We start from the raw sequence: 24,895 nt of genomic DNA on the forward strand, positions 1-24,895 counted from the left end.
AAGATCGCAGCCTGCGGCAGCTCCTACAGGTTAGCTGTGTGTTCATAGGGAGTTTCGAATGAAAGCCTGGCGTGTCGTTGTGATCGCCTTGTCGTTCCTGCTGCTCAGTGGCTGTCTGGTGACCTTCAAGGAGCCGCTGCCTGCCAGCGAACCCGCGCCCAAGGGATTGCTCGGCAAATGGACCAGCACCAATGCCTGGGGCGAGCCGCTCAACCTCGAACTGACCCGCATCGGCGACAACCGCTATCAGGCCGTCAGTTATTACCGGGCCAGGCCCAGGGAGCGGGAGGCCTATCCCTTCACAGTGACGCGCCATGGCAACCGCTGGTATCTGTCGGCGAAGGTGCCGGCACAGTTCGGCGGGCATTTCACCATTGGCGGGTTTGAACTGACCGACAAGCATGAATTGGTGGTCTACAACCTCGACCTCGACCAGATCAACCAGGCCATGAAGCAGAAAGCCCTGAGCGGTGAAAGCTTCCAGACCCACGACGGTGATGGCGTATTGGTCGACAGCCACATGGATCAAGTCGCAGCCTACCTCGACGACCCGGCCAATTCCGATGTGTTCGTCGAAGCCGTGCGCTACCAGCGTCAGGCCAAAGCCAAATAAGCAGTACAAACAGGTTTCTACAGGAGTTTCGGGTGGACGATTACCAACAGTCGATACGCATTTTGTCCGATCGCATCGTGCTGGCGCAGACGCCGATCCGCGTCCTCGATGCGGTCAAGTGGGACGACAACATTCGTAAGGGCTTCCTCAAGGCCAAGGGCAAGGAAATGCCGGCGGTGGACCGCGACTACTACCTCAATCGGCCGCTGGCGTTCGATTCCAGCAAAGTGAAGCTGGAGTTCCAGAACATCGAGCGCGACATCACCCGCCAGCTCGGCCAGTTCAACCCGGTCGGCCAGATCATGCGCCGCATGTGCAAGGAATACCGCATGGTGATCCGCATGCTCGAAGCGCGTGGCACCGAGGATTTCGGCCTGATCTCCCAGGAGTTGTACGGCGCCGCGTCCGACGCGTTCCACGCTGGCGACCCGACACTGTCCGACCTGGGCATGATGTTGTCCGAATACCTGAACAACATCGACGGCCGTGGCGACCTCAAGGATGAGCCAAAGACGCTGACGGCCAAGGATGCGGTCGACCTGTTGCAGCATCGCTTGAACAAGGTGTTTGGCGAAGCCGAGGAAACCATCCGGGTGTTCGAGTCCGACGGGATCGTCGCCGATGCGGCGGCCGGCGCCGATTACATCAAGATCCGCTCCGATGCGATGTTCAACCAGCGCGATGTGCGCGCCCTGGAAGTCCATGAAGGGCTGGTGCACGTCGGCACCACCCTCAACGGCCTGAATCAGCCGATCTGTACCTTCCTCGCCAAGGGCCCGCCATCGTCGACGGTGACCCAGGAAGGCCTGGCGATCCTGATGGAAATCATCACTTTCGCCTCCTACCCGAGTCGCCTGCGCAAACTGACCAACCGCACCCGCGCCATCCACATGGTGGAGGAGGGAGCCGACTTCCTGCAGGTGTTCGAGTTCTTCCGCGAGCAAGGTTTCGAAATGCCCGAGAGCTACAGCAACGCCAGTCGCGTTTTCCGCGGCTCGGTGCCGACAGGTCTGCCATTTACCAAAGACTTGTCCTACCTCAAGGGCTTCATCATGATTTACAACTACATTCAACTGGCCGTGCGTAAAGGCAAGCTGGAGCAGATACCGCTGTTGTTCTGCGGCAAGACCACCCTGGAAGACATGCGTACCTTGCGCCAGTTGGTGGACGAAGGCCTGGTGGTGCCGCCCAAGTACCTGCCGGAACAGTTTCGCGACATGAACGCGCTGTCGGCGTGGATGTGCTTCTCCAACTTCCTCAACCACCTGAGCCTGGACCGGATCGAGGCGGATTACTCGAACATCCTGTGATGCTGTCAAAAGATCGCAGCCTTCGGCAGCTCCTACACTGATCCCCTGTAGGAGCTGCCGAAGGCTGCGATCTTGGCAATTGGAGCTTCACCGAAAATCCTTCCTTCCATCGCGAGGTTTCACCGGATGAGAACCCTCGGCATTCTCTGCCTTCTCCTGGCCTTGAACGGTTGCAGTTCGCTGCTGTTCTACCCCGAACCCGGCCAGTTGTTCACGCCGGAAAAGGCCGGGCTCGAATACCGCACGGTCACCCTGATCACCGCCGATGGCCTCAAGCTGAACGCATGGTGGCTGCCGGCGAAGAAGGGGGTCGAGGTCAAGGGTACGGTGCTGCACCTGCACGGCAACGGTGGAAACCTGCCCATGCACCTCGGTGGGAGCTTTTGGTTGCCGAAAAATGGTTACCAGGTGTTGCTTGTGGACTATCGCGGTTATGGCCTGTCCGAAGGTGAACCCAGCCTGCCGGCGATCTATCAGGACATCGACGCAGCCTTCAAATGGCTCGACCAGGCGCCGGAGGTCAAAGGCAAGCCGCTGATCCTGCTCGGCCAGAGCCTTGGGGGCTCGATGGCCGTGCATTACCTGGTCCAGCACCCTGAACGCCAGAAACAACTGAAGGCTTTTGTCCTCGACGGAGTGCCCGCCAGCTACCGAAGCATCGGTCAGTTTGCCTTGAGTACGTCATGGTTGACCTGGCCGGTGCAGGTGCCGTTGTCGTGGCTGGTGCCGGACGGCGACAGCGCGATCAACTCCATGACGCAACTCAAGGACGTGCCGAAACTGATCTACCACAGCATCGACGATCCGATCGTGCCTCTTTCCAACGGCATCCGTCTGTATCAAGCTGCGCCGCCGCCGCGGGTGCTGCAACTGACCCGTGGCGGTCATGTGCAGACGTTCGCCGACCCGGTCTGGCGCAAGGTCATGTTGCGTTATCTAGATGATCCGCAGCATTTCAACGGCCTGCGCCGGTTGGGTGAAATTCCCAACTATCCGGCACCCCCGAATTCAGAAGATGAACCACCAGAGAGTCCGCAATGAGTGAAGAACGTAACGCTATCCCGCTGATCATCACCGGTATCTGCAGCATCCTCGGCACTGTCGGTGCCCTGTGGTGGTACGGCTACCTGCATTTCGCCAAGCCTGAGGATGCGTTGCTGCTCAACGAATTCACCATGCTCAAGACCGTGCCGGGTGAAGACTACAAAGTCTCCCTGGAACCGGCCGCGCAAGTGGCGCAGTGCATCGATGGCGTGCTGGTGCTGTTCGACATGGAACAGAAAGGCCTGACCGGCGTGCTGGTCGACAGCAAGAAAAAAGCCGTGCGCTGCATGGGGCAGGAAACGCCGCAGAAGCTGGAGCAGTAAACCGGTATTTGTTGGCAATAGAGATCAAATGTGGGAGCAAGCCCGCTCCCACACTGGTTTCGCGCAGTAGCTTGATTATTGGGTGTATGAACTCATCGCCGAACGCGGAATCACCGGCTGATTGTCATTGGAGATGGTCACCTCTACCCGACGGTTCATCGCCCGGCCCGAGGTGCTGCTGTTATCCGCCACCGGATACTCCTTGCCGTAACCCTGGGCGACGATACGCGCCGGATCAACGCCCATCTTCACCAGCGCCGCCCGCACGGAGCCCGCGCGACGTTCCGACAGCGACTGGTTGTGCGACGCCGTACCGGTGCTGTCGGTGTAGCCCTCGACAATCACTTTGCGCTCGGGGTTTTCCTGGAGGTACTGCGCCAGTTTGCTGATGTTCGCCAGGCCGTTGGATTTCAGTTCGGCCTTGTCGGTGGCGAACAGCACATCACCGAAGGTCACCAGCGTCCCGCGATCGGTCTGCCTGGCGTTGAGGCTGTCTTTCAACTGTTTGATCTGCTGGTCACGGGCGTCGAGGCGCGCCTGGGCCCGTTGCGCCGAGGCATCTTTCAGGCTGGCCTCGGCGGTGCGCAGGGCGATGGTCTGCCTGGCCACTTCGACGCGCTGGTTGGTCAAATAGGCTAGCTGGTCGACCTTGGCCGCGTCCTCCTTGTCCCTGTAGGCCTTATCGGCCAGGTCCAGAGAGTCGCTGGCTTCCTTGGTTTCCAGCGCCGCGACTTTGCTGGCCTGCGGATCGGCTTGCAGGCCAGTGTAGTTGTTGCGGGCCTGTTCGAGGTTGGCGTTCGGTGGTGTGGAGCAGGCTGTCAGGGCTACGGTGACAGCCAGCAGGGCAGGGATCATCAATTGATTGGATTTCATGATTTCGTCCTTTTAGTCGAGTGGGAATGCGGGGGGCCGCGCCGCTTACTGAACGGTGCGCTGGCTTTCCTGACGCAATTCCTGAACGCCTTTCTGCGCGTCTTTCACTGATTGTTCGGCCTTCATCGCCTGGGCCTTGCGCTCGGCCACGCGAGCGTCCCACTCGGCCTGTTCGGCGAGCATCCGGGCCTGGTCGTATTGCTTGTCGTGCATGGCAATTTCGGCTTGCTTGAGCTTGTCCTGGGCCGACTTCATTTCCACTGCGGCGAACTCGGTGCCGCCGGCGCTCACGGCGTCGTTGACGGCCGATTGGGTGACCGCGTACTGCTCGGTCGGCGGATTACCGGCGCAACCGGCCAGCACCAGGCAACTGCCCAGGGCCAACGCCACCAGTTTGAGGCTTTGCGAACAGGTAAATGAGGGGGTTCCGGTTCGGGTTTTCATGGTCTTCAACTCCATTGGGCCAGTTCCTGAAAAACGTCGAAGTCCACCCCGGGCAGGGCGCTGAAACCATCAATTGCGGGGTATTTTGAAACGCTCGTCCCAGGCGTGGTTACTTGGGTTGACCCGAGGCTTTTTTTGAAAGTTCAGAGAAAATAGCCGGCTATCGAAAAACTTGGATCAAGTCGACAGCGCCCTTTAGGGCAGGAGAAGTGCGATTTTTTGAATTGGAATACGGGCTAATGTGGGAGCGAGCAAGCCCGTTCCCACAGGTTTTGCGGATGTTCAGTGTTTCTGTTTGTCTTCAGGCACCGACAAGTCATGCAAATGTCGACGGGACAACGCCAGAAAGCGCGGGGTCGGCCCGATGTCTTCGTACAGCGGATCGCCTTCTTCATCGGTGGCAACCACGGTCGTGCCCTTGACGTACGGGAAGCTTCTTTCCAGCTCTTCCAGTGCGGCGCCGATCAGATCGCCGAGCAGTTCTTCGGGATGCCGCTTGGGGTACATTTCGACGAGCGCGGCCAGCCGTGCGGCAGACTCCACGTCCAGATGAATCGAGTAGCCGGTGTCGGTCAGGCGACCCTTGGCGTTTTCTTCCCAGTGGTGGGCAAGCTCGCGGATTTTCATATTGACCTCATTGCGCTCCCGCTCGTGGCAGGCAGAGTGAGTGTCCGGCACTGGCCGGTGACAACCGTTGTACGGCTTACTGTTCAGACTAGCCTCAACAGGCAGGGTTTACAGGCCCTTCGTCGTCTTGCTTGTAAGAACCTGTCTGGGGCGGCACTCTCTTGTTTCTTAGCCGCCCGGATTTTTTGCTGGAGACCTGCTGATGACCGATATTGATGCACGCTTGCGCGAGGACGTTCACCTGTTGGGTGAGCTGTTGGGCAACACCATTCGTGAGCAATATGGCGATGGTTTTCTCGACAAGATCGAGCAGATCCGCAAGGGCGCCAAGGCTGACCGGCGCGGTTCCATGGACGCCGAACTCAGTGCCAGCCTCAATCAGCTGAGCGAAGACGAGTTGCTGCCGGTGGCGCGTGCGTTCAACCAGTTTCTCAACCTGGCCAACATCGCCGAGCAATATCAGTTGATTCACCGTCGCGAGGAATCCCGGGAGGCACCGTTCGAAGCCCGGGTGCTGCCGGAGTTGCTCGCGCGCCTGCGCGCGGAGGGGCATGGCGCCGACTCGCTGGCCCGGCAACTGGGCCGGCTGGAGATCGAGCTGGTGTTGACCGCGCACCCGACCGAAGTAGCCCGCCGCACGCTGATCCAGAAGTACGACGCCATCGCCGCGCAGCTGGCGGCTCAGGATCACCGTGACTTGACCGGTGCCGAGCGCGAACAGATCAAGACCACCCTGCAGCGCCTGATCGCCGAAGCCTGGCACACCGAGGAGATCCGCCGCACGCGCCCGACGCCGGTGGACGAAGCCAAGTGGGGGTTCGCGGTGATCGAGCATTCGCTGTGGCAGGCCATTCCCAATTATCTGCGCAAGGCCGATCAGGCCCTGCACGCCGCCACCGGCCTGCGCCTGCCACTGGAGGCGGCACCGATTCGCTTTGCCTCGTGGATGGGCGGCGACCGCGACGGCAACCCGAATGTGACGGCGGCGGTGACCCGGGAAGTTTTACTGTTGGCGCGCTGGATGGCGGCTGACTTGTACCTGCGCGATGTCGATCGCCTGGCCGCCGAGCTGTCGATGCAGCAGGCCAGCGATGAATTGAAGGCCCGGGCGGGAGACAGCGCCGAGCCCTACCGGGCTGTGCTCAAACATCTGCGCGAACGCCTGCGGGCAACGCGAAACTGGGCACACGCCGCCTTGTCGACGCCCGCGCCGGCGCCGATCGACGTGCTGCAAGACAACCGCGAACTGCTCGAACCACTGGAGCTTTGCTACCGCTCCTTGCACGAGTGCGGCATGGGCGTGATCGCCGACGGGCCGTTGCTCGATTGCCTGCGTCGGGCCGTGACATTCGGACTGTTCCTGGTTCGTCTGGATGTACGCCAGGACTCGTCGCGGCACACCGCGGCGATGACCGAAATCACCGACTACCTCGGCCTGGGTCGCTACGAGGACTGGAGCGAAGAAGAGCGCATCGCCTTCCTGATGCGCGAACTGAGCAATCGTCGGCCGTTGTTGCCGACGTACTTCAAACCTTCCGCCGACACCGCTGAAGTACTGGCGACCTGCCGGGAAATCGCCGCTGCGCCGTCGGCATCCCTCGGTTCCTATGTGATTTCCATGGCCGGTGCGGCTTCCGATGTACTCGCCGTGCAGTTGCTGCTCAAAGAGTCCTGCGTGTTGCGGCCGATGCGCGTGGTGCCGTTGTTCGAAACCCTGGCCGACCTCGACAACGCGGGGCCGGTGATCGAGAAGCTGCTGCTGTTGCCGGGCTATCGCGCGCGCCTGCAAGGGCCGCAGGAAGTGATGATCGGCTACTCGGATTCGGCCAAGGACGCCGGCACCACCGCGGCGGCCTGGGCGCAGTACCGGGCGCAGGAGCGACTGGTGGATATCTGCCGTTCGCACGACGTCGAGCTGCTGCTGTTCCATGGTCGCGGCGGCACTGTGGGGCGAGGCGGCGGCCCGGCCCACGCGGCGATCCTGTCGCAGCCACCGGGCTCGGTGGCGGGGCGTTTCCGCACCACCGAACAGGGCGAAATGATTCGATTCAAATTCGGCCTGCCGGACATCGCCGAGCAAAACCTCAATCTGTACCTGGCCGCGGTGCTGGAGGCGACTTTGCTGCCTCCGCCGCCACCTACGCCCGAGTGGCGCCATTTGATGGACGAACTGGCCGCAGACGGTGTCAGCGCCTACCGCGCGGTGGTGCGGGAAAATCCGCAGTTCGTGGAGTATTTCCGCCAGTCGACGCCGGAGCAGGAACTCGGCCGTTTGCCGCTGGGCAGTCGTCCGGCCAAGCGCCGGGCCGGGGGGATCGAAAGCCTGCGGGCGATTCCGTGGATCTTCGGCTGGACCCAGACGCGCCTGATGCTGCCGGCCTGGCTGGGTTGGGAAGCGGCCCTGAGCAAGGCACTGGAGCGTGGCGAAGGCGAGCTGCTGGGGCAAATGCGCGAGCAGTGGCCGTTCTTCCGCACCCGCATCGACATGCTGGAAATGGTCCTGGCCAAGGCCGATGCCGACATTGCGCAGTCCTACGATGAGCGTCTGGTGGAGCCGAAACTATTGCCATTGGGTGCGCACTTACGCGACCTATTGTCGCAGGCGTGCACCATCGTTCTCGGCCTGACCGGGCAGTCGCAGTTGCTGGCACATAGCCCAGCGACCCTTGAGTTCATCCGCTTGCGCAACACTTACCTCGACCCGCTTCATCTATTGCAGGCCGAGTTGCTGGCTCGTTCAAGAGTGCAGGACGTGGCGCAGGGCAGCCCGGTAGAACAGGCCTTGCTGGTGTCTGTGGCGGGGATTGCCGCCGGTTTGCGTAACACCGGCTAAGGTTTTTGCCGTGGGCTGAGGCGTCCGGCAGGTGAGCCGGATGCCGACGTTTGACGGGGGCAAAAGTGCTGTCAGGCGACAGTTAATGATGGGGTTGCGACTTGGGAAACTGCGCGCAATGGTCGCAAGAGGCAGCGGTTTCTCCGACTTTTGGCGTCTTGTGTGGGCGCAGCCTGCTGTGTATCTTGATCAGCCTTTGACCGTTTGGGCGGTCACGACCCTATTTTTGAGATTGGCCCCACGAGGCGAATCTGACGTTATCCATATAAAAAATTGAGGAGCACATCGATGCGCGTCATTCTGCTGGGAGCTCCCGGGGCCGGTAAAGGTACTCAGGCTAAGTTCATCACCGAAAAATTCGGCATTCCGCAAATCTCCACCGGCGACATGTTGCGTGCAGCGGTCAAGGCCGGCACCGAGCTGGGCATCAAGGCCAAGAGCATCATGGATGCCGGTGGCCTGGTGTCCGATGACCTGATCATCGCACTGGTCAAGGACCGCATCGCCCAGTCCGACTGCGCCAACGGTTTCCTGTTCGACGGCTTCCCGCGCACCATTCCCCAGGCAGAAGCCCTGGTGACTGCAGGCGTCGAGCTCGATGCCGTGGTTGAAATCGCCGTTGAAGACGAAGAAATCGTCCAGCGTATCGCCGGTCGCCGTGTTCACGAGGCCAGCGGCCGCGTGTACCACATCGTCTACAACCCGCCGAAAGTGGCTGGCATTGACGACGTCACCGGTGAAGAGCTGGTACAGCGCAAGGACGACACCGAAGAAACCGTGCGTCATCGCCTGTCGGTCTACCACTCCCAGACCAAGCCGCTGGTTGAGTTCTACCAGACGCTGTCGGCTGCCAATGGCAAGCCTAGGTACAGCCACATCGAAGGCGTCGGTTCGGTTGAAGCGATCACCGCCAAGGTGCTTGCAGCCCTGAGCTGAAAAACCTGACCCGCTGCATCATCCACGGCCCGCTTGCGGGCCGTAGTTGTTTATACTGACGCACTTTTTTCTGATTTCTCTTGTGGATACATCGATGAGCACCTTGCTGGCCCTGGACACCGCGACTGAAGCTTGCTCCGTTGCCTTGCTGCATGATGGCAAGGTCACGAGCCATTACGAGGTGATCCCGCGCCTGCATGCGCAGAAGCTGCTGCCGATGATCAAGCAGTTGCTGGCCGATGCGGGCACCACGCTGCAAGCGGTCGACGCCATTGCGTTCGGCCGTGGCCCGGGGGCCTTCACCGGTGTGCGCATTGCCATCGGCGTGGTGCAAGGCCTGGCGTTCGCCCTGGATCGCCCGGTGCTGCCGGTGTCGAACCTGGCCGTGCTGGCGCAACGTGCGTTGCGTGAACACGGCGCCACTCAGGTCGCCGCCGCCATCGATGCGCGCATGGATGAAGTGTATTGGGGTTGCTACCGCGAAGCGGCCGGGGAGATGCGCCTGGTGGGGGCTGAAGCTGTACTGCCGCCGGAGTCCGCTGCATTGCCGGCCGATGCCGGCGGCGAATGGTTCGGCGCAGGCACTGGTTGGGGTTATGCCGAACGTATCGCCGTCAGCCTGAGCGGGCAGGACGCGGGCATGTTGCCCCATGCGCAAGACTTGCTGACTCTGGCGCGGTTTGCCTGGGAACGTGGCGAGGCGATCGTGGCCGATGAGGCGCAGCCGGTATATCTGCGTGACAAGGTGGCGACGCCCAAGGCGCGTTAAGCCTTTACAGATCGCAGCCTGCGGCAGCTCCTACAGAAGATCGCATTTCCCTGTAGGAGCTGCCGCAGGCTGCGATCTTTTCCAGGCACCACCAATCGTCTTTTTCTAACCCCAGCTTTTAAACCTTTTGTCTTTTATGTGTTCTAGTTATCACTCGGCGGTTTGCGAAGTGGGATATGCGCCACTAAACTGCCATCACTGATTCCGAGTATGCACGTATGCGTATAGACGGCGTTTCCTCTCAGTCCTACCCCATCAAGCGCAAGCCTCGCAAAGACCGCGTGGTGGAAGACGACGCCATTGATATCGAAGGCGAGCTGGAATTCCCGACTGAAGAGCAACTGGCTGCCCGCGCCGCCAAAGCTTCCGCGCAAAAACTGAGCAATCTCCCCGCCCGTCAGCAAGACATGATTTACCACCGTGCCATGAGCAAAAGCGTGGCGACAGCCTTGGCCAGCTACCTGAGCACCGCCGGTTTCGTCGATTGGGAAGCGGATGTGCTGGGTCTCGACCTGTACATCTGATGTTGCTGCCGTATTACCTCGGTTGTCCGTCCTGGAGCGAAAACGCCTGGCGCGACTACCTGTATCCGTCCGACGCCAGACCCGCCGACTTTCTTGATCTCTATTGCCAGGTTTTCAATGCCGTGGAAGGCAACACGACCTTCTACGCGAGCCCGGCTGCCAGCACCGTGCAGCGTTGGGCCGAGACCATGCCCGAACACTTTCGCTTCACCGCCAAGTTTCCCGGCGAGATCAGCCACGGTGGCGATCTGCGCGAGCAACTGACCGCCGCCGAAACCTTCGTGCAATTGCTCAGCCCGCTCGGCGAGCGAGTGTCGCCACTGTGGTTACAGCTGTCGAAAAGCTTCACGCCCCAACGCTTGCCGGAACTGGCCGGATTCATCGATGCCCTGCAGCGGCCGCTGGCCGTGGAAGTGCGGCACGACGAGTTTTTCGCCAAGGGTGACAGCGAACGAATGCTCAATCGTCTGCTGCTGGATCGCGGTGTCGAACGCATCTGTCTCGATCCCCGTGCTCTGTTCAGTTGCACCTCGACCGAGCCCTCGGTGCTCCACGCCCAATCGAAGAAACCTCGGGTGCCACCGCGCCCCGCGGCATTCACGCAATTCCCGCAGGTGCGTTTTATCGGCCATCCGACGCTTGAAGCCAACGATACGTTCCTGGAGCCGTGGGTCGAGAAAATCGCGCTATGGATCGAAGAGGGCCGTACGCCGTACATCTTCCTGCACACCGCCGATAACTTGCTGGCCGCGAAGCTGGCGCAGCGTTTTCATGCCAGGCTGATGCTGCGTTTGCCTGGCTTGCCGGCGCTGCCTGAGCTATACAGAGAACCCGTCGCCGAGCAACTTGGCCTGCTCTGAGGCGGATTCTTTCCCCTCTTCAGGAGCCTGCCCAATGGATGCGCAAACCCTTCGAGCCCAGGCGTTCAAAGCCCTTCATGAACGCCCCGGGGCTTTTGTGATTCCCAATCCGTGGGATGCCGGCTCGGCGAAAATGCTCGCCAGCCTTGGCTTCGAGGCGCTGGCAACCACCAGCGCCGGTTATGCCTTTTCCCAGGGCCGTGCCGATGGCGGACTGACTCTCGACGATACCCTGATGAACGTCCGGGCGATTGTCGCCGCCACCGACCTGCCGGTTGCCGTCGACCTGGAAAACGGCTTTGCCGACAACCCGGCCGACTGCGCGAAAAGTATCTTGCGCGCGGCAGAGGTCGGCGCCGTCGGTGGTTCGATCGAAGATGCCACCGGCCGCGAAGAAGGCCCGATCTACTGTTTCGAACACGCCGTGGCGCGCATCGAAGCCGCTGTGGCAGCCGCTCGCAGTTTGCCGTTCGACTTTACGTTGACTGCCCGGGCGGAAAACTTCCTGCACGGCAATCCCGATCTGGCCGACACCATCCGGCGCTTGCAGGCATTCGCCGAGGCCGGTGCCGATGTGCTCTACGCGCCGGGCCTGCGCAGCGCCGAGGATGTGCTGGCGGTGGTGCGCGCCGTGGCGCCAAAGCCGGTGAATGTGTTGATGTCGGGCGGCTTGAAGCTGACGGTCGCGCAGTTGGGTGAAATGGGCGTCAAACGCATCAGTGTCGGATCGGCACTGGCATTGGCGGCCTATGGAGAGTTCTTTCGCGCCGCCGAAGAAATCCAGACATCAGGTACGTTCGGTTTCACGTCCCGGTCGATGCCCTATCAGAAGGCCAATCAGTTTTTCAAAGGCTGAGGATCAGGCGGCGATGCGCAGGTTCTGCAGGATGATCGGGCGCGCCCAGCCATTGTCGAAATCGAATTGTTTCTGTTGTTCCACCAGCTCTTGCGGCGAGAACGGCGGGAACGGCTTGTCGAGCAGATCGAGTTCGAATTCGGCAATCGGCAGGTGCAGCGGACGCGGTTGCGGGGCAGGGCCACCTTCTGGCAGCGGTTGACCGGCGTTCAATACGATCGGGCGAACCCAGCCGCTTTCGAAGTCCTGCTGTTTTTGCTGGGCGACGATTTCGTCCGCCGGGAACGGTGGGGATGGCTTGTCGGCCAGGTCCATCTCGAATTCGGCGATCGGCAGGAACAGCGGCTCGGGCGGGCGGATTACGTTGTCCTTCACGTCGCATTCGCGCTGGGACACGATGTGGGCCAGCAGGTCGCTGCCGATCGTGGGTTCAACCGGGCTTTCGAGATCGACCGGTGGAAAGTTCAGCGATTGCGGCAGCACTTCACCCGACTGTTCTGCCAGCGCCCGGGCAAAGAAATCCTGCCAGATGTGGCTGACGCCGCTCAGTGCCTGGGTGTTTCGCAGGTTGTAGTCGCCGTAGGGCGAGATAAAACCTGTGATTGTGGGTTGAATGTCTGACATTTCTCTCGGTCGACGCTCAGCTCTGGCAAAATGCTCGATAGTTTTGTTATCGGCCGTTTTTGCCGATCATTAATTTTTTGAGCGTGTTTTCCGATGATTGATCAACCTGCGGCCTGCCGCATCCATGTCCAGGCCCTCGACGCGGCTTTCGAGCCACAAGCCGAACAATGGGCTGAGCGCCTGGGCTTGCCAATGCAAGTGGCAGACGGCGAGTTTGCCTTGCAGGTGGGTGACATGGGCTTGCAGCTGCAACAACTGGGGCCGGATGCGCCGGGGCCGGTGCGGGTGGACTTCGTCGAGGGCGGTGCGGCCCATCGCCGGCTGTACGGCGGCGGCAGCGGGCAGATGATCGCCAAGGCCGTCGGCGTAGCCCAAGGCGTGCGCCCGCGGGTGCTGGATGCCACGGCAGGGCTGGGCAAGGACGCGTTCGTGCTGGCCAGCCTCGGTTGCGAGATGAGCCTGATCGAGCGTCAGCCGCTGATCGGTGCATTGCTCGAAGACGGCCTGGCCCGTGGCGCGGAAGATTTCGACGTGGCGCCGATCGTGGCGCGCATGCGCTTGCTCAAGGGCAATTCGATCGAGGTCATGCGCAACTGGGAAGGCGAACCACCGCAGGTGATCTACCTCGACCCGATGTTCCCGCACCGTGAGAAAACCGCGCTGGTGAAGAAGGAAATGCGCCTGTTTCGGCCATTGGTGGGCGATGACCCGGATGCGCCGGCATTGCTCGAAGCCGCGTTGGTCCTGGCCAGCCACCGGGTGGTGGTCAAGCGCCCGCGCAAGGCGCCGTGCATCGATGGGCCGAAGCCGAGTCATGCGCTCGATGGCAAGTCCAGTCGGTATGACATTTATCCGAAAAAGGCGCTCAAGCCGTAAGACCGAGTCGCCCCCTTCGCGAGCAAGCCCGCTCCCACATTTGATCGCATACTGTCTGACGGAACCGGGTCACTTGTGGGAGCGGGCTTGCTCGCGAATACGCCCGCCCAATCACCATAAACTCACCAGGCTCACTCAGGCCGATAAGCCCGCATAAACAATCCCACCACTTCCTGCACATGACTCTCGGCGGCCTCGTCGTCCAATGGTTCGCCACAGCCGAAGAGCAGCCGGAAATTCGCTGCGCCCTTGAGCAGGCAGAAGAAGTGTTCTGCTGCATTGTGCGGTTTGTCGATGCTCAATGCGCCGCTTTCGTTGACCTTGCTCAACAAGCGTTCCATACCGTGCAGCATGCGCTGAGGCCCGGCCTCGAAGAAGATCAGTGAGAGTTTTGGGTCCTGACTGCCCAAGGCCATGATCAAACGGTGCAGGTTCAGCGATTCGTCACTGTTGATCAGTTGATGAAATCCGCGTGCGATGTTCAGCAGCACGGTTTCCACGGCCACGCCTTCCGGCAGTTCGAAGAACAGCGTCGGCAACTGTTCCTCGCACTTGGCCATCACGGCGGCGGAGAACAGCGTCTCCTTGTCGTTGAAGTGGCTATAGACCGTCAGCTTCGACACACCGGCCTCGGCCGCGACGGCATCCATGCTGGTATTGGCATAACCCTTACTCAGAAACAGCGCTTTGGCCGCATCGAGAATCGCCTGGCGCTTGACCAGATCCTTGGGTCTGCCTGGTCCATTGGGTGCTGAAAGATTGTTTGGCATATTCGTTTTTATTACTGGACTGGTGAGTTTGCTATTAATAACATACTGCTCAGTATAATTATTCAAAGCACCATTAGCGAAAGGTCCTTCACCATGTTCCGCTATGCCTTGCCCCTCGCGTTGCCAGTCACCCTGGCTTTTTTATTGTCTGCGTGCGGTCACGAAGAGGCACCGCAGGTCAGCGTGCGCCCGGCCATGGTGGTCCAGCCAGAGCCTTCGGCGCAGGCCATGGAAAGCTATCCCGGTGAAGTTCGCGCACGGTATGAGCCGGACCTGGCGTTCCGTATCGGCGGCAAAGTCAGCCGACGACTGGTCGATGAGGGGCAGCGGGTCAAGGCCGATCAACCCTTGGCGGAGCTCGACCCCCAGGACGTGCGCCTGCAACTGGAGGCCACCCGGGCTCAGGTCGCCGCCGCCGAAGCCAATCTGAACCTGGTGCGTTCCGAGCGTGATCGCTACAAGACCCTGATGGAGCGCCAACTGGTCAGCCGCTCGCAATACGACAACGCCGAAAACCTCTACCGCTCCGGTGAGGCACGTCTCAAGCAAATCAAAGCCGAATTCAACGTTTCCAATAACCAGGCCAGCTATGCCGTGTTGCGTGCGCCGCAGGACGGTGTCGTGGCCAAGCGCCTGGTGGAGGTCGGGCAAGTCGTGGCTGCGGGGCAAACGGTGTTCACCCTGGCAACCGATGGTGAGCGTGAAGTCTTGATCAGCCTGCCGGAGCAGAACTTCGGCCGTTTCAAGGTCGGTGAGCCGGTGTCGGTGGAGCTCTGGACCCAGCCCGATCAGCGATTCGAAGGGCGTATCCGTGAATTGTCGCCGTCGGCTGATCCAAAATCGCGCACCTTCGCGGCCCGCATTGCCTTCAGTTCCGGCAAGGTTCCTGTCGAACTGGGCCAGAGCGCCCGAGTGTTCGTGCAGGCCGTCGACGTGGTTCCGCTGTCCGTTCCGCTGTCTGCGCTGACAGCGGAAAACGGCGTGACCTATGTCTGGGTCGTCAGTGCCAACAACACCTTGAAGAAAACCCCGGTGCGAATCGGTGCCTTCGGCGAGAAAACCGTACCGGTGCTTGAAGGGCTCAACGCCAGCGACTGGGTGGTGGCCGCCGGTGTCCATGTGCTTCTCGAAGGGCAGCAGGTGCGCCCGGTGGATCGCTCCAATCGCGTGGTCAATCTGGCGGACAAGGAGTAAGCCCCGATGCGCTTCAACGTTTCCGAATGGGCGCTGCGTAATCGCCAGATCGTCCTGTTCCTGATGCTGTTGCTGGCCATCGTCGGCGCACTTTCCTACACCAAGCTCGGCCAGAGCGAGGACCCGCCGTTCACCTTCAAGGCCATGGTGATTCGCACCAACTGGCCGGGAGCGACCGCCGAAGAAGTCTCGCGCCAGGTCACCGAACGTATCGAAAAGAAGCTGATGGAAACCGGCGAATACGAACGCATCATGTCGTTCTCCCGCCCCGGCGAGTCCCAGGTGACCTTCATTGCGCGCGACTCCATGCACTCGGTGGAGATCCCGGAACTCTGGTATCAGGTGCGCAAGAAGATCAACGACATCCGCCATACCTTGCCACCGGGGATTCAGGGGCCGTTCTTCAACGATGAATTCGGCACCACGTTCGGCAATATCTACGCCCTGACCGGTGAGGGTTTCGACTACGCCGTGCTCAAGGATTACGCCGACCGCATCCAGATCCAGCTGCAACGGGTCAAGGATGTGGGCAAGGTCGAACTGCTGGGCTTACAGGACGAGAAAGTCTGGATCGAACTCTCCAACGTCAAGCTCGCCACCCTCGGCTTGCCGTTGGCGGCCGTCCAGCAAGCCCTTGAAGAACAGAACGCGGTGTCCACGGCGGGGTTCTTCGAAACCAGCAGCGAGCGCCTGCAGCTAAGGGTGACGGGGAATTTCCAGACGGTCGACGAGATCAAGAACTTCCCGATCCGTGTCGGTGATCGCACTTTCCGCATCTCCGACGTGGCCGACGTGCGTCGTGGTTTCAACGATCCACCGGCGCCGCGCATGCGCTTCATGGCGCAAGACGCCATCGGCCTGGCGGTGGCAATGAAGGACGGCGGTGACATCCTGGTGCTGGGCAAGGCGCTGGAAGTCGAGTTTGCCCGCGTCCAGAAAAACCTCCCGGCCGGCATGGAGCTGCGTAAAGTTTCCGACCAACCGGCGGCGGTGAAAACCGGTGTTGGCGAGTTCGTGCAAGTGCTGGTCGAGGCGCTGGCCATTGTGTTGCTGGTGAGCTTCTTCTCCCTCGGCGTGCGCACCGGCATGGTGGTGGCCCTGGCGATTCCGCTGGTGCTGGCGATGACGTTCGCGAGCATGTATTACCTTGGCATCGGCCTGCACAAGATCTCCCTCGGCGCGCTGGTACTGGCCCTGGGTTTGTTGGTGGACGACGCGATCATCGCCGTGGAAATGATGGCGATCAAAATGGAGCAGGGCTTCGACCGGGTCAAAGCGGCGAGTTATGCCTGGACCAGCACCGCGTTCCCGATGCTCACCGGTACGCTGATCACCGCGGCCGGCTTCCTGCCGATTGCCACGGCGCAATCGGGCACTGGCGAATACACCCGCTCGATCTTCGAGGTGGTCACCATCGCGCTGTTGGCGTCGTGGGTGGTCGCAGTGGTATTCGTGCCGTACCTGGGGGAAAAACTCCTGCCGGACCTGGCGAAGATTCACGCCGCCAAACACGGTGCCGGTCAACCCGATCCGTATGCCACGCCGTTTTACCAGCGCGTCCGGCGTCTGGTGGAGTGGTGCGTGCGCTGGCGCAAAACCGTGATTCTGGTGACCGTGCTGTTGTTCGTTGCCTCTATCGTGCTGTTCCGCTTTGTGCCGCAGCAGTTCTTCCCGGCATCGGGTCGCCTGGAGTTGATGGTCGACCTGAAACTGGCCGAAGGCGCTTCGCTGAGCAACACTGCCGACGAGGTCAAGCGCCTCGAAGCGCTGCTCAAGGACAAGACCGGGATCGACAATTATGTGGCCTACGTCGGCACCGGTTCGCCGCGTTTCTACCTGCCGCTGGATCAGCAACTGCCGGCGGCGAGCTTCGCCCAGTTTGTCGTCCTGGCGAAAACCATCGAAGAACGGGAAACCCTGCGCAGCTGGTTGATCTCGACCCTCAACGAGCAATTCCCGGCTCTGCGTTCGCGGGTCACGCGCCTGGAAAACGGTCCGCCGGTTGGCTATCCGGTGCAGTTTCGCGTGACCGGGGAGCACATCGAGGAAGTGCGGGCGCTGGCGCGCAAAGTCGCGGCCAAGGTTCGCGAGAACCCCCATGTGGTCAACGTCCACCTGGATTGGGAAGAACCGAGCAAGGTGGTGTACCTGAACATTGATCAGGACCGCGCGCGGGCGCTGGGCGTGAGCACGGCGAACCTGTCGAGGTTCCTGCAAAGCTCCCTGACCGGTTCCAGCGTCAGCCAGTACCGTGAAGACAACGAGTTGATCGAGATCCTGTTGCGCGGCACCTTGCATGAGCGCACCGAACTGTCATTGCTGCCGAGCCTGGCGGTGCCGACCGATAACGGTCGCAGTGTCGCGCTGTCGCAGATCGCGACCCTGGAATACGGCTTCGAGGAGGGCATCATCTGGCACCGCAACCGCCTGCCCAACGTGACCGTTCGCGCCGACATCTATGGCAAAGAACAACCGGCGACGCTGGTGCAGCAGATCATGCCGACCCTCGATCCGATCCGCGCTGAATTGCCCGATGGCTACTTGCTGGATGTCGGCGGTACGGTAGAGGACTCGGCGCGCGGACAGAACTCGGTGAAGGCCGGGGTGCCGCTGTTCATCGTGGTGGTGTTGACCTTGCTGATGCTGCAGCTGCGAAGTTTTTCGCGCACGGCGATGGTGTTCCTGACGGCGCCGCTGGGGTTGATCGGGGTGACGCTGTTTCTGTTGGTGTTCCGTCAGCCGTTCGGTTTCGTGGCCATGCTGGGGACTATCGCGTTGTCGGGGATGATCATGCGTAATTCGGTGATTCTGGTGGATCAGATCGAGCAGGATATCGCGGCGGGGCTCAAGCCTTGGGAGGCGATCATCGAGGCGACGGTGCGGCGGTTCCGGCCGATTGTGCTGACGGCGCTGGCGGCGGTATTGGCGATGATTCCGTTGTCGCGCAGTGTGTTTTTCGGGCCGATGGCAGTGGCGATCATGGGGGGGTTGATTGTGGCCACGGCGTTGACTCTGTTGTTTTTGCCTGCCCTTTATGCCGCCTGGTTTCGGGTTCGCAAAGAGTCGGTTTGAGGGTTTGATCTTGGCGGCCTTCGGGCCGACCAGGTTCATGGTTTTTTGTTGGTTGAGAGGGTAATACGGTTGTCGTTGGCACCTGGGGACAGGCGGCGCCAACGACAACTTCAGCAAAACTGCCGGTTATGCGCCTGGCGAAACACTAACGATGCTCACCACCACATCTTTGACCCACATCATATCCGCGCTCAAATCCACTGGTACAGGTTTCGTGGAGGTGAAGACCACTTGGTCTTCATAGAGGATGTTTGCACTGATGGAGTAGGTGTTCCCGTACTGCAGTTTTGCAAGGTCGTAACTCAATGTGTATTCCATGATGTCGTTATTCACATTGGAATAGATCTCTGTAGCCAGCGTTTTCAGAGCATTTGACTGAGTGGTATCCACTAAGCTGACATGGAGGGACGAGCCAGGTCGAAGGTCAACTTTTTCGAAATAAACCACGTTGCCGGTAATTTCTTTTTCCCTATTCATTTTGATTTCCCTTTCAAAGAATCGTCGGTATTGACGAGTGCTAACCATAGAGTCGACACCACGAATTTTATGTAGGGCAATTCCTGCAATCTGTGACGAAGAGTGTGTTTGATATAGCAGAAACGTTCTCACTTCTACTAAGTCCTTGAGGGGGCGGCCACGGTCCGCGGTAATAGAAAACAACGGAAGACGAAAAAGCCCGCTGACCTTCACAGATTCAGGGGGCTTCTTTGGTATTGCGGACAGATAATAATTACAAGGTTCCAAACACCTACTTCGCCAAACTGGTTGCCGCAGCCGCCGGGTTCTGGCGGATGGTTTCTTCCTGTTTGCCGATCATCTCGAACAAGCCATTCAACGCCTGCTCGGTGACGTAGTTTTCGACGTTGGCATTCGTCGTATCCACTACGCCTGTGGCATGAAATAAGTGGATCTTGCGTCAAGTGTCGATCCGCAGGCTTTCAGGTAGAGGCACCGAAATCTGCAAGATGAACAACATCATTAGGCTTCAGTATCAGTTTCGCTGGATGAAGCCCCAGCGACAGTCGGCGCTGGCCATAGGTCTCAAATGAGCCGACCAGCGTGTAAAGTCGGCCCGGTTTGATCATGGACGGGTCATATTTCAGATAGAAATTAGGCTCCCCGGTCAAGCCGACCCCTTCACACACAAGGGTCTCGTCGTTCTCATCGCTAACGGGTTCAATCAGCTTTACATACAGTTTCGAGTCGGCAGGGTAACCGATCCTCGGCATCCAGGTCTTTTCCACGGCGATGTAGCCCACGGGGCTCAAATAAATATCTGCATCGTGATCCCCTCCTGCCCAGTGGAATTCTCGCTCTATATCCAGCAAGAGCGCGGTGTTTTGGTGGGAAATTTTTACGTTGATGACATAGCGACTTCCGACGGCATTCAGGTTTGAATCGACACTGACACCAAATTTGATGGGACGTACCGAGGGTAGTGTGTTACTGCCCCATATGCCGTGAAGGATCGGCACAGTTCTGTTGGTAATGTTTTGTACTCTGATATTGATGTCGCAGCCTTCCGGTACTTCGTAGTCCGGAGGAAAGTGCAAGAGCGCGTTGATTCTATGTTGCGTCATAATGATTTCCTTATCCGTTGGTTCGTCGAAATGACGAGCGCTGAGCGTATCCCCAAAGCAATCAAGCCTTGCGTAGGAAAAACTCTCTGTGAGAAGGCGAATCGCAGACGGATTTGATCAGAAACGTCCTTGTTTCCGGGAAAGGTGAAGGTCAGTTGCGTTCGACAAAACCCGCCTCATCTTCACTGCTATGCAGCGCACCAGTTCAGGCTTGCTACCACAGCAGTTTCTCGGGGCTTAGAGCGTGCCAAACACCTTCTTCGCCAAACTGGTTGCCGCAGCCGCCGGGTTCTGGCGGATGGTTTCTTCCTGTTTGCCGATCATCTCGAACAAGCCATTCAACGCCTGCTCGGTGACGTAGTTTTCGACGTTGGCATTCTTCGCATCCACAACGCCCATTGTCGCTGCTTGCCCGGCGAACGAGTTGTACTGCTGGGCCAGGCCAACCTTGTCGGTGGCTTGCTTGACGATGGGCAGGAACTTGGTGCGGATTTGTTCGCGGCTGGTTTTGCTCAGGTATTGGGTGGCTGAATCGTTGCCGCCGCTGAGGATGCCCTTGGCGTCTTCCACGGTCATTTTCTTCACGGCATCCACAAGGATCGGCTGGGCCTGGATCACGGCGCTTTCCGCCGCTTTGTTCATGCTGGCTTCCAGTTCGTCGACCTGGTCACCCATGCCGAACTGTTTCATCTTGCTCGCGACTTTGCCCAGCTTGCCCGGCAGTTCGATTTTCACGTCGGGGTTGTTGCTGAATCCGCCCGGGGTGCCGAGTTGTTTGACGGCCAGTTGCGCACCTTGGGTCAGTGCGTCCTTTAGCCCGCCGGTGGCGTCTTTCTGTGACAGGTCGGAGAGGGACAGCGCCAGGGCGTTGGCACAGATCATCAAGCCAGCGCACAGGCCGGCGAAGCGAAGGGTAGGGCGGAACATAGCAACTTCCTTTTTCGAAAAAGACACTTAGTAGCGGGCCGGATCGACGCGGACCTTCAGTGGTTGTGGGTCGGTTCCGTCCAGGCGCACGGCATGATTCTCGGTGGTGATGAACTTCAGTTTGCCGTCGACTTCAATGCGCGCACTTACCGAGTATCGATGATTGGGTTCTACCTTCAGCGGGTCGTAGCTGAGATGGAAGGCCTGTGGCACCTGGCCCTGGACTTGGCCGCGCTGTACGTCGATGACCTTCGCGGGGGCATCGGCGAGTGAAATGTCCTGCAGGCTGACGCTGAGGATCGCCGTCGGCGGCAGGGCGATGCGTTGCAGGTAGAAAACTTCGCCCTCGAGGCTGGCTTTCGGGGCAGGTTGCATGGATTGACAAGCGCTCAGTAAAGCGGCGAGTCCAAGGAGAGAGAGTTTTTTCATGAGGCGGATCCTTGTCATTGGCGCCCGAAGTGGGCCGGCGCCAACAACAATTTAGCGGATTTTTCCGGTAATAACCCCCGGCAATTTTTTGCCTCGCGCGTGAGGGGTTTCTTCAATTATATACTTGAGTATTCAGTCACTTGCGGAGCAAATTTTTTATAGCCGCTCTCATCATTGAAGAAGGTGCGGCTGCCGATAGATGTAGTGGCTCTTTGCTATTATCGGGTGGTTCGATGTGTTTATTAATTAAACAATGAATACAGGTTCGAGGTAGATGTCTTCGTGATGACGAGTGCCATATTGGAAATCGATCGATAGAAGTTCATCGGCCTTGGCGAGAAGCGTCCCGTCGGGAAGAAAAACTTCTGCGACAATTCGGTATGTATCGACAGGGCTTTCACCGGAGTCGCGTTCAATAATGAACTCAAATTCCCACCATTTATGCATCAGCGAGTTTTCTTTGTACGTTTTGATGAGCTTGGATTTATTGTCACTGAGATGTTTGTAAAGACTGGTTTTGGTAGTGTAGTCCGTTTGTATTTCGTATGGGGTTTTGCTGAAAAGAACTTTTCCAGAAATGTGTTTGTTCATCTAGCTATCCTTTTAGTTGAGCCTGGAATAGGCGAGAAGGATGCTAGCTGATCATTGAAGTCTGGTATTTCGCAGAAATACATCCTTTTATTTCTGCGTGGAAACTCAAGTTGTTGTTTATGTGTTCAGCGGGGCTTTTTCCGCCGCACTTTCATTACCGTGCAACGCCACCTGCCGAATCGACAGACGAATCTCTGCCGGCAACACCCGTTTGGCCGCGCCTTCGGCCAGTTCACCGAGCAGTTCGTGATAGCTCAGTTTGCCTGCCTCATCGCGCTTGAGCACGTCGAGGTCGAGCATGGTCTGGATGAAGTGGCGGAACAGGCTCTTGTCGAAGAACTCCGGGGCGTTCAGGCCATGCAGGATCGACAGGCGCTGGGCCATGACCGTGCACAGGTCTTCCAGTTCTTCGGCGCTGATGCTGTTCTGGCCGCTGTTGAGCAGCAGGGACACGGTCATGTAGAAGCGTTGCAAGGTCTGGGCGATGCTTTTCGACAGCAGCGTCAGCAGCACGAAATGCCGCGAGCTTGGCGCCGGGCGCAGGTACAGGTCATTCTCGAAGCGCAGCAGGCCTTGTTCGACGAAGGCCGCCAGCCATTGATCGATTACGGTATCCAGTTCGTCCAGCGACCAGCGAATGAACAACTCCGCTTGCAGGTAGGGATACAGCGCGCGGGTGTAGCGCAGGATCTGTTCACGGCTCATGCGCGAAGCGCTCTGGAAAAAGCTCGCCAGTAGCGCAGGCAGGGCGAAGATGTGCAAAACGTTGTTGCGGTAGTAGGTCATCAGGACGGCGTTCTGCTCGTCCAGATAGAGAATCTTGCCCAGGGCATCGCTCTGCTCGGACAGCAGGTCCATGTCCTTCACATGCTCGATCAGCGCCCGGCCATCGCCTTCCGGCAAGGTGGTGTGCGGCGAGTACGGGACCTTGCGCAGCAGCGCCAGGTACAGGTCCAGCACTCGCGCCATGGCCCGGTCATCCAGCGCCAGCCGGGTGGTCGACAGCAGCGCCAGTGCCACCAGATTGACCGGGTTGATCGCCGCCGCTTCGTTCAAGTGCCGGGCGACTTTCTCGCCGAGGCGGTTGGTGGTTTCGTTGAGCCAGGCGGGTCTGAACTGCGGGCCGAGCTCCTGTTGGCGCCAGTCCGGCTGTTCGCCGTCGAGGAATTCCGCCAGCTTGATCGGCTCGCCGAAGTTCACCGCCACCTGGCCGAAGCGCTGCTTGAGCGCACCAATCACTTTGAAGATATCGAAGATCGACTCTTTCTTCTTGGCCGCACCGCGCAACTCGCCAAGATAGGTTCGACCTTCCAGTACGCGCTCGTAGCCGATGTACACCGGCACGAAGACGATGGGCATGCGCGACGAACGCAGGAAGCTGCGCAGCGTGATCGCCAGCATCCCGGTCTTCGGTTGCAGCATGCGCCCGGTGCGCGAACGGCCGCCCTCGACGAAATACTCCACCGGGAAGCCCTTGGTGAACAGAGTGTGCAGGTATTCGTTGAACACCGAGGTGTACAGCGGGTTGCCCTTGAACGTGCGGCGCATGAAAAACGCGCCGCCGCGACGCAGCAGGCCGCCGATCACCGGCATGTTCAGGTTGATGCCGGCGGCAATGTGCGGCGGGGTCAGGCCGTTGCGAAACAGCAGATAGGACAGCAGCAGATAGTCGATGTGGCTGCGGTGGCACGGCACATAGATCACTTCGTGACCCGGGGCGACCTTCTGCACACCTTCGATGTGATTGACCTTGATGCCGTCGTAGATCTTGTTCCAGAACCAGCTCAGCACCACTTCCATAAAACGGATCGCCGTGTAGGTGTAGTCCGAGGCGATTTCGTTGCCGTAGCGCAGCGCCTGGGCTTTGGCTTTCTCAGGCGAGATGTTCTCGCGCTCGGCTTCGTCGAGGATCGCTTGTTTGACCTGTGGCTGGTTCAGCAGGCCTTTGACCAGGTTGCGGCGGTGGGAAATGTCCGGGCCGATCACCGCGGCCTTCAGGTTGCGAAAGTGCACCCGCAGGATGCGCTGGGCCATGCGCACGGTGCGCTCGTGGCCCTTGTCGTGCTCGATCAGTTCGCGCAGGTGAATCGGCGCGGAGAATTGCACGCGGGTCTTGCGTCCCAGCACGATGACGCTCAGCAAGCGACGCAGGCGCCCGGTAACGGCCCAGCTGTCGGCGAACAGGAGTTTCCATGGGCTGTTTTCGCTGTCTGGCGACTGGCCCCAGAACACACTGACCGGAATGATCTGCGCATCTTCTGCGGCGTTCTGGCTCAGGGCACTGACCAGGCGGGTCAGTGTCGGCGGCGCGCCGCGCTTGTCCTGACGGCCGAGCCAGTCGGGGTCCGGTGTCAGGTAGAAGAACGCGGCAGGTTCCAGCAGGTTGCCCACCGATACCGGCAGTACCGGACGTGGCAGGCCGGCCTTGCTGCATTCGGTGTCGACCACGGCGAGGTCGGTCAGCGAAGGGTTTTGCAGGACGTAGAACACCGGACGACTGCGGTCGAGGTTGAGGGTGAACGACGACTGGTTGATCGTCTCGGAGCGAACCCAGAGATACAACAGTCGGCGCAGGGTGCCAAACACAAGACGGCGGAACGGGGAGCGGGTCATACGGCTTCTGCGTGAGTGAATAAAACCAAGCGTTTGCTCGGGAGGGCGATAGTGTGCCGGATTCGCTTAAAATCGGCAAAAAAGCGGCGAAGTAAACTCCTGTTGAGAGTTTTAACGTCTGTCATATACTCGGCGCTCTGTCGCCGTTGCCCTCATGGGACCGGTATGCGCAGGCTGACGTTCCCGAGGCTTTCCTGCGAAAAGCCC

24 protein-coding genes and 1 pseudogene are annotated in these 24,895 nt (G+C 59.7%); 13 read left to right on the top strand and 12 right to left on the bottom strand.

Annotation, left to right across the window (positions count from 1 at the left end; all coding sequences use genetic code 11):
• Nucleotides 1-58 precede the first annotated feature (58 nt).
• The 4 genes from ACMDB8_RS05030 to ACMDB8_RS05045 all read left to right on the top strand — a co-directional run bounded on the left by ACMDB8_RS05030 (nt 59) and on the right by ACMDB8_RS05045 (nt 3,290).
• Nucleotides 59-613, top strand: coding sequence for a hypothetical protein (locus tag ACMDB8_RS05030; protein ID WP_409078249.1), 555 nt, complete (start codon nt 59-61; stop codon nt 611-613).
• 32 nt (nt 614-645) lie between these two features.
• The gene (locus ACMDB8_RS05035) at nt 646-1,923 is read left to right on the top strand and encodes a flavohemoglobin expression-modulating QEGLA motif protein (protein ID WP_056721043.1); all 1,278 of its coding nucleotides are present in this window, start codon (nt 646-648) and stop codon (nt 1,921-1,923) included.
• A gap of 126 nt (nt 1,924-2,049) precedes the next feature.
• A complete protein-coding gene (locus ACMDB8_RS05040; RefSeq protein WP_056721041.1) occupies nt 2,050-2,964 on the top strand; it encodes an alpha/beta hydrolase in 915 nt (304 codons plus the stop codon).
• Nucleotides 2,961-3,290, top strand: a complete 330-nt coding sequence (locus ACMDB8_RS05045) for a hypothetical protein (RefSeq protein WP_046041078.1) — start codon at nt 2,961-2,963, stop codon at nt 3,288-3,290. The genes ACMDB8_RS05040 and ACMDB8_RS05045 overlap by 4 nt, the downstream gene beginning before the upstream one ends.
• A 75-nt stretch (nt 3,291-3,365) precedes the next feature.
• On the opposite strand, the gene ACMDB8_RS05050 is transcribed toward ACMDB8_RS05045, so the two are convergent.
• From ACMDB8_RS05050 to ACMDB8_RS05060, 3 genes are all read right to left on the bottom strand, one after another.
• On the bottom strand, nt 3,366-4,163 hold the full coding sequence (locus tag ACMDB8_RS05050) for an OmpA family protein (RefSeq protein ID WP_056721038.1): 798 nt from the start codon (nt 4,161-4,163) through the stop codon (nt 3,366-3,368).
• Between the two features lie 45 nt (nt 4,164-4,208).
• On the bottom strand, nt 4,209-4,622 hold the full coding sequence (locus ACMDB8_RS05055; RefSeq protein ID WP_223542174.1) for a DUF4398 domain-containing protein: 414 nt from the start codon (nt 4,620-4,622) through the stop codon (nt 4,209-4,211).
• 267 nt (nt 4,623-4,889) lie between these two features.
• Nucleotides 4,890-5,234 carry a hypothetical protein gene (locus ACMDB8_RS05060; protein ID WP_056721034.1) on the bottom strand — a complete coding sequence of 115 codons (345 nt, stop codon included), beginning with the start codon at nt 5,232-5,234 and terminating at the stop codon, nt 4,890-4,892.
• Between the two features lie 202 nt (nt 5,235-5,436).
• Between ACMDB8_RS05060 and ppc the strand changes: the two genes are divergently transcribed.
• From ppc to ACMDB8_RS05090, 6 genes are all read left to right on the top strand, one after another.
• Nucleotides 5,437-8,067: a phosphoenolpyruvate carboxylase gene (gene ppc, locus ACMDB8_RS05065; RefSeq protein WP_223542173.1), complete on the top strand. Its 2,631-nt coding sequence runs from the start codon at nt 5,437-5,439 to the stop codon at nt 8,065-8,067.
• A gap of 288 nt (nt 8,068-8,355) precedes the next feature.
• A complete protein-coding gene (gene adk, locus ACMDB8_RS05070) occupies nt 8,356-9,003 on the top strand; it encodes an adenylate kinase (RefSeq protein ID WP_056721029.1) in 648 nt (215 codons plus the stop codon).
• A 94-nt stretch (nt 9,004-9,097) separates the two neighbouring features.
• Nucleotides 9,098-9,772, top strand: a complete 675-nt coding sequence (gene tsaB, locus ACMDB8_RS05075; RefSeq protein ID WP_056721027.1) for a tRNA (adenosine(37)-N6)-threonylcarbamoyltransferase complex dimerization subunit type 1 TsaB — start codon at nt 9,098-9,100, stop codon at nt 9,770-9,772.
• A gap of 218 nt (nt 9,773-9,990) precedes the next feature.
• A complete protein-coding gene (locus ACMDB8_RS05080) occupies nt 9,991-10,296 on the top strand; it encodes a hypothetical protein (RefSeq protein WP_056721025.1) in 306 nt (101 codons plus the stop codon).
• A complete protein-coding gene (locus ACMDB8_RS05085; RefSeq protein WP_056721023.1) occupies nt 10,296-11,156 on the top strand; it encodes a DUF72 domain-containing protein in 861 nt (286 codons plus the stop codon). The genes ACMDB8_RS05080 and ACMDB8_RS05085 overlap by 1 nt, the downstream gene beginning before the upstream one ends.
• A 34-nt stretch (nt 11,157-11,190) precedes the next feature.
• Nucleotides 11,191-12,012 (top strand): isocitrate lyase/PEP mutase family protein, encoded by an 822-nt coding sequence (locus tag ACMDB8_RS05090; protein WP_056721022.1) that lies wholly within the window; start codon nt 11,191-11,193, stop codon nt 12,010-12,012.
• A 3-nt stretch (nt 12,013-12,015) separates the two neighbouring features.
• Here ACMDB8_RS05090 and ACMDB8_RS05095 read toward each other — a convergent pair whose 3' ends face one another.
• The gene (locus tag ACMDB8_RS05095) at nt 12,016-12,636 is read right to left on the bottom strand and encodes a hypothetical protein (protein WP_056721020.1); all 621 of its coding nucleotides are present in this window, start codon (nt 12,634-12,636) and stop codon (nt 12,016-12,018) included.
• 93 nt (nt 12,637-12,729) lie between these two features.
• Here ACMDB8_RS05095 and ACMDB8_RS05100 point away from each other — a divergent pair, with 93 nt between their 5' ends.
• Nucleotides 12,730-13,512 (top strand): class I SAM-dependent methyltransferase, encoded by a 783-nt coding sequence (locus ACMDB8_RS05100; RefSeq protein WP_409078248.1) that lies wholly within the window; start codon nt 12,730-12,732, stop codon nt 13,510-13,512.
• Nucleotides 13,513-13,643: 131 nt separating this feature from the next.
• On the opposite strand, the gene ACMDB8_RS05105 is transcribed toward ACMDB8_RS05100, so the two are convergent.
• A complete protein-coding gene (locus ACMDB8_RS05105; protein WP_056721017.1) occupies nt 13,644-14,282 on the bottom strand; it encodes a TetR/AcrR family transcriptional regulator in 639 nt (212 codons plus the stop codon).
• A 93-nt stretch (nt 14,283-14,375) separates the two neighbouring features.
• Here ACMDB8_RS05105 and ACMDB8_RS05110 point away from each other — a divergent pair, with 93 nt between their 5' ends.
• Nucleotides 14,376-15,476, top strand: a complete 1,101-nt coding sequence (locus tag ACMDB8_RS05110) for an efflux RND transporter periplasmic adaptor subunit (protein WP_056721015.1) — start codon at nt 14,376-14,378, stop codon at nt 15,474-15,476.
• A gap of 6 nt (nt 15,477-15,482) precedes the next feature.
• Nucleotides 15,483-18,548, top strand: a complete 3,066-nt coding sequence (locus ACMDB8_RS05115) for an efflux RND transporter permease subunit (RefSeq protein ID WP_056721012.1) — start codon at nt 15,483-15,485, stop codon at nt 18,546-18,548.
• A 126-nt stretch (nt 18,549-18,674) separates the two neighbouring features.
• On the opposite strand, the gene ACMDB8_RS05120 is transcribed toward ACMDB8_RS05115, so the two are convergent.
• The 7 genes and pseudogenes from ACMDB8_RS05120 to plsB form a co-directional block, all read right to left on the bottom strand.
• Nucleotides 18,675-19,025 (bottom strand): YbaY family lipoprotein, encoded by a 351-nt coding sequence (locus tag ACMDB8_RS05120; protein WP_162252400.1) that lies wholly within the window; start codon nt 19,023-19,025, stop codon nt 18,675-18,677.
• 271 nt (nt 19,026-19,296) lie between these two features.
• Nucleotides 19,297-19,437, bottom strand: a pseudogene (locus ACMDB8_RS05125) (DUF4197 family protein); the annotation flags it as partial.
• A 49-nt stretch (nt 19,438-19,486) separates the two neighbouring features.
• Complete coding sequence (locus ACMDB8_RS05130) at nt 19,487-20,128, bottom strand: hypothetical protein (protein ID WP_409078247.1); 642 nt, start codon at nt 20,126-20,128, stop codon at nt 19,487-19,489.
• A gap of 237 nt (nt 20,129-20,365) precedes the next feature.
• On the bottom strand, nt 20,366-21,055 hold the full coding sequence (locus ACMDB8_RS05135) for a DUF4197 domain-containing protein (protein WP_223542171.1): 690 nt from the start codon (nt 21,053-21,055) through the stop codon (nt 20,366-20,368).
• A gap of 27 nt (nt 21,056-21,082) precedes the next feature.
• Nucleotides 21,083-21,484, bottom strand: coding sequence for a YbaY family lipoprotein (locus ACMDB8_RS05140; RefSeq protein WP_056721006.1), 402 nt, complete (start codon nt 21,482-21,484; stop codon nt 21,083-21,085).
• 246 nt (nt 21,485-21,730) lie between these two features.
• Nucleotides 21,731-22,075 carry a hypothetical protein gene (locus tag ACMDB8_RS05145; RefSeq protein WP_409078246.1) on the bottom strand — a complete coding sequence of 115 codons (345 nt, stop codon included), beginning with the start codon at nt 22,073-22,075 and terminating at the stop codon, nt 21,731-21,733.
• A gap of 117 nt (nt 22,076-22,192) precedes the next feature.
• The gene (plsB, locus tag ACMDB8_RS05150) at nt 22,193-24,688 is read right to left on the bottom strand and encodes a glycerol-3-phosphate 1-O-acyltransferase PlsB (protein WP_223542169.1); all 2,496 of its coding nucleotides are present in this window, start codon (nt 24,686-24,688) and stop codon (nt 22,193-22,195) included.
• Nucleotides 24,689-24,895 lie beyond the last annotated feature (207 nt).

This window comes from Pseudomonas monachiensis (assembly GCF_047345015.1).
In the GTDB taxonomy this organism is placed as follows: Bacteria; Pseudomonadota; Gammaproteobacteria; order Pseudomonadales; family Pseudomonadaceae; genus Aquipseudomonas; species Aquipseudomonas monachiensis.

Coding starts and splice junctions, on each gene's coding strand:
- ACMDB8_RS05030 (WP_409078249.1), top strand. CDS start 59: ATGAAAGCCTGGCGTGTCGTTGTGATCGCCTTGTCGTTCCTGCTGCTC.
- ACMDB8_RS05040 (WP_056721041.1), top strand. CDS start 2,050: ATGAGAACCCTCGGCATTCTCTGCCTTCTCCTGGCCTTGAACGGTTGC.
- ACMDB8_RS05045 (WP_046041078.1), top strand. CDS start 2,961: ATGAGTGAAGAACGTAACGCTATCCCGCTGATCATCACCGGTATCTGC.
- ACMDB8_RS05050 (WP_056721038.1), bottom strand. CDS start 4,163: ATGAAATCCAATCAATTGATGATCCCTGCCCTGCTGGCTGTCACCGTA.
- ACMDB8_RS05055 (WP_223542174.1), bottom strand. CDS start 4,622: ATGGAGTTGAAGACCATGAAAACCCGAACCGGAACCCCCTCATTTACC.
- ACMDB8_RS05060 (WP_056721034.1), bottom strand. CDS start 5,234: ATGAAAATCCGCGAGCTTGCCCACCACTGGGAAGAAAACGCCAAGGGT.
- ppc (WP_223542173.1), top strand. CDS start 5,437: ATGACCGATATTGATGCACGCTTGCGCGAGGACGTTCACCTGTTGGGT.
- adk (WP_056721029.1), top strand. CDS start 8,356: ATGCGCGTCATTCTGCTGGGAGCTCCCGGGGCCGGTAAAGGTACTCAG.
- tsaB (WP_056721027.1), top strand. CDS start 9,098: ATGAGCACCTTGCTGGCCCTGGACACCGCGACTGAAGCTTGCTCCGTT.
- ACMDB8_RS05080 (WP_056721025.1), top strand. CDS start 9,991: ATGCGTATAGACGGCGTTTCCTCTCAGTCCTACCCCATCAAGCGCAAG.
- ACMDB8_RS05085 (WP_056721023.1), top strand. CDS start 10,296: ATGTTGCTGCCGTATTACCTCGGTTGTCCGTCCTGGAGCGAAAACGCC.
- ACMDB8_RS05090 (WP_056721022.1), top strand. CDS start 11,191: ATGGATGCGCAAACCCTTCGAGCCCAGGCGTTCAAAGCCCTTCATGAA.
- ACMDB8_RS05095 (WP_056721020.1), bottom strand. CDS start 12,636: ATGTCAGACATTCAACCCACAATCACAGGTTTTATCTCGCCCTACGGC.
- ACMDB8_RS05100 (WP_409078248.1), top strand. CDS start 12,730: ATGATTGATCAACCTGCGGCCTGCCGCATCCATGTCCAGGCCCTCGAC.
- ACMDB8_RS05105 (WP_056721017.1), bottom strand. CDS start 14,282: ATGCCAAACAATCTTTCAGCACCCAATGGACCAGGCAGACCCAAGGAT.
- ACMDB8_RS05110 (WP_056721015.1), top strand. CDS start 14,376: ATGTTCCGCTATGCCTTGCCCCTCGCGTTGCCAGTCACCCTGGCTTTT.
- ACMDB8_RS05115 (WP_056721012.1), top strand. CDS start 15,483: ATGCGCTTCAACGTTTCCGAATGGGCGCTGCGTAATCGCCAGATCGTC.
- ACMDB8_RS05120 (WP_162252400.1), bottom strand. CDS start 19,025: ATGAATAGGGAAAAAGAAATTACCGGCAACGTGGTTTATTTCGAAAAA.
- ACMDB8_RS05130 (WP_409078247.1), bottom strand. CDS start 20,128: ATGACGCAACATAGAATCAACGCGCTCTTGCACTTTCCTCCGGACTAC.
- ACMDB8_RS05135 (WP_223542171.1), bottom strand. CDS start 21,055: ATGTTCCGCCCTACCCTTCGCTTCGCCGGCCTGTGCGCTGGCTTGATG.
- ACMDB8_RS05140 (WP_056721006.1), bottom strand. CDS start 21,484: ATGAAAAAACTCTCTCTCCTTGGACTCGCCGCTTTACTGAGCGCTTGT.
- ACMDB8_RS05145 (WP_409078246.1), bottom strand. CDS start 22,075: ATGAACAAACACATTTCTGGAAAAGTTCTTTTCAGCAAAACCCCATAC.
- plsB (WP_223542169.1), bottom strand. CDS start 24,688: ATGACCCGCTCCCCGTTCCGCCGTCTTGTGTTTGGCACCCTGCGCCGA.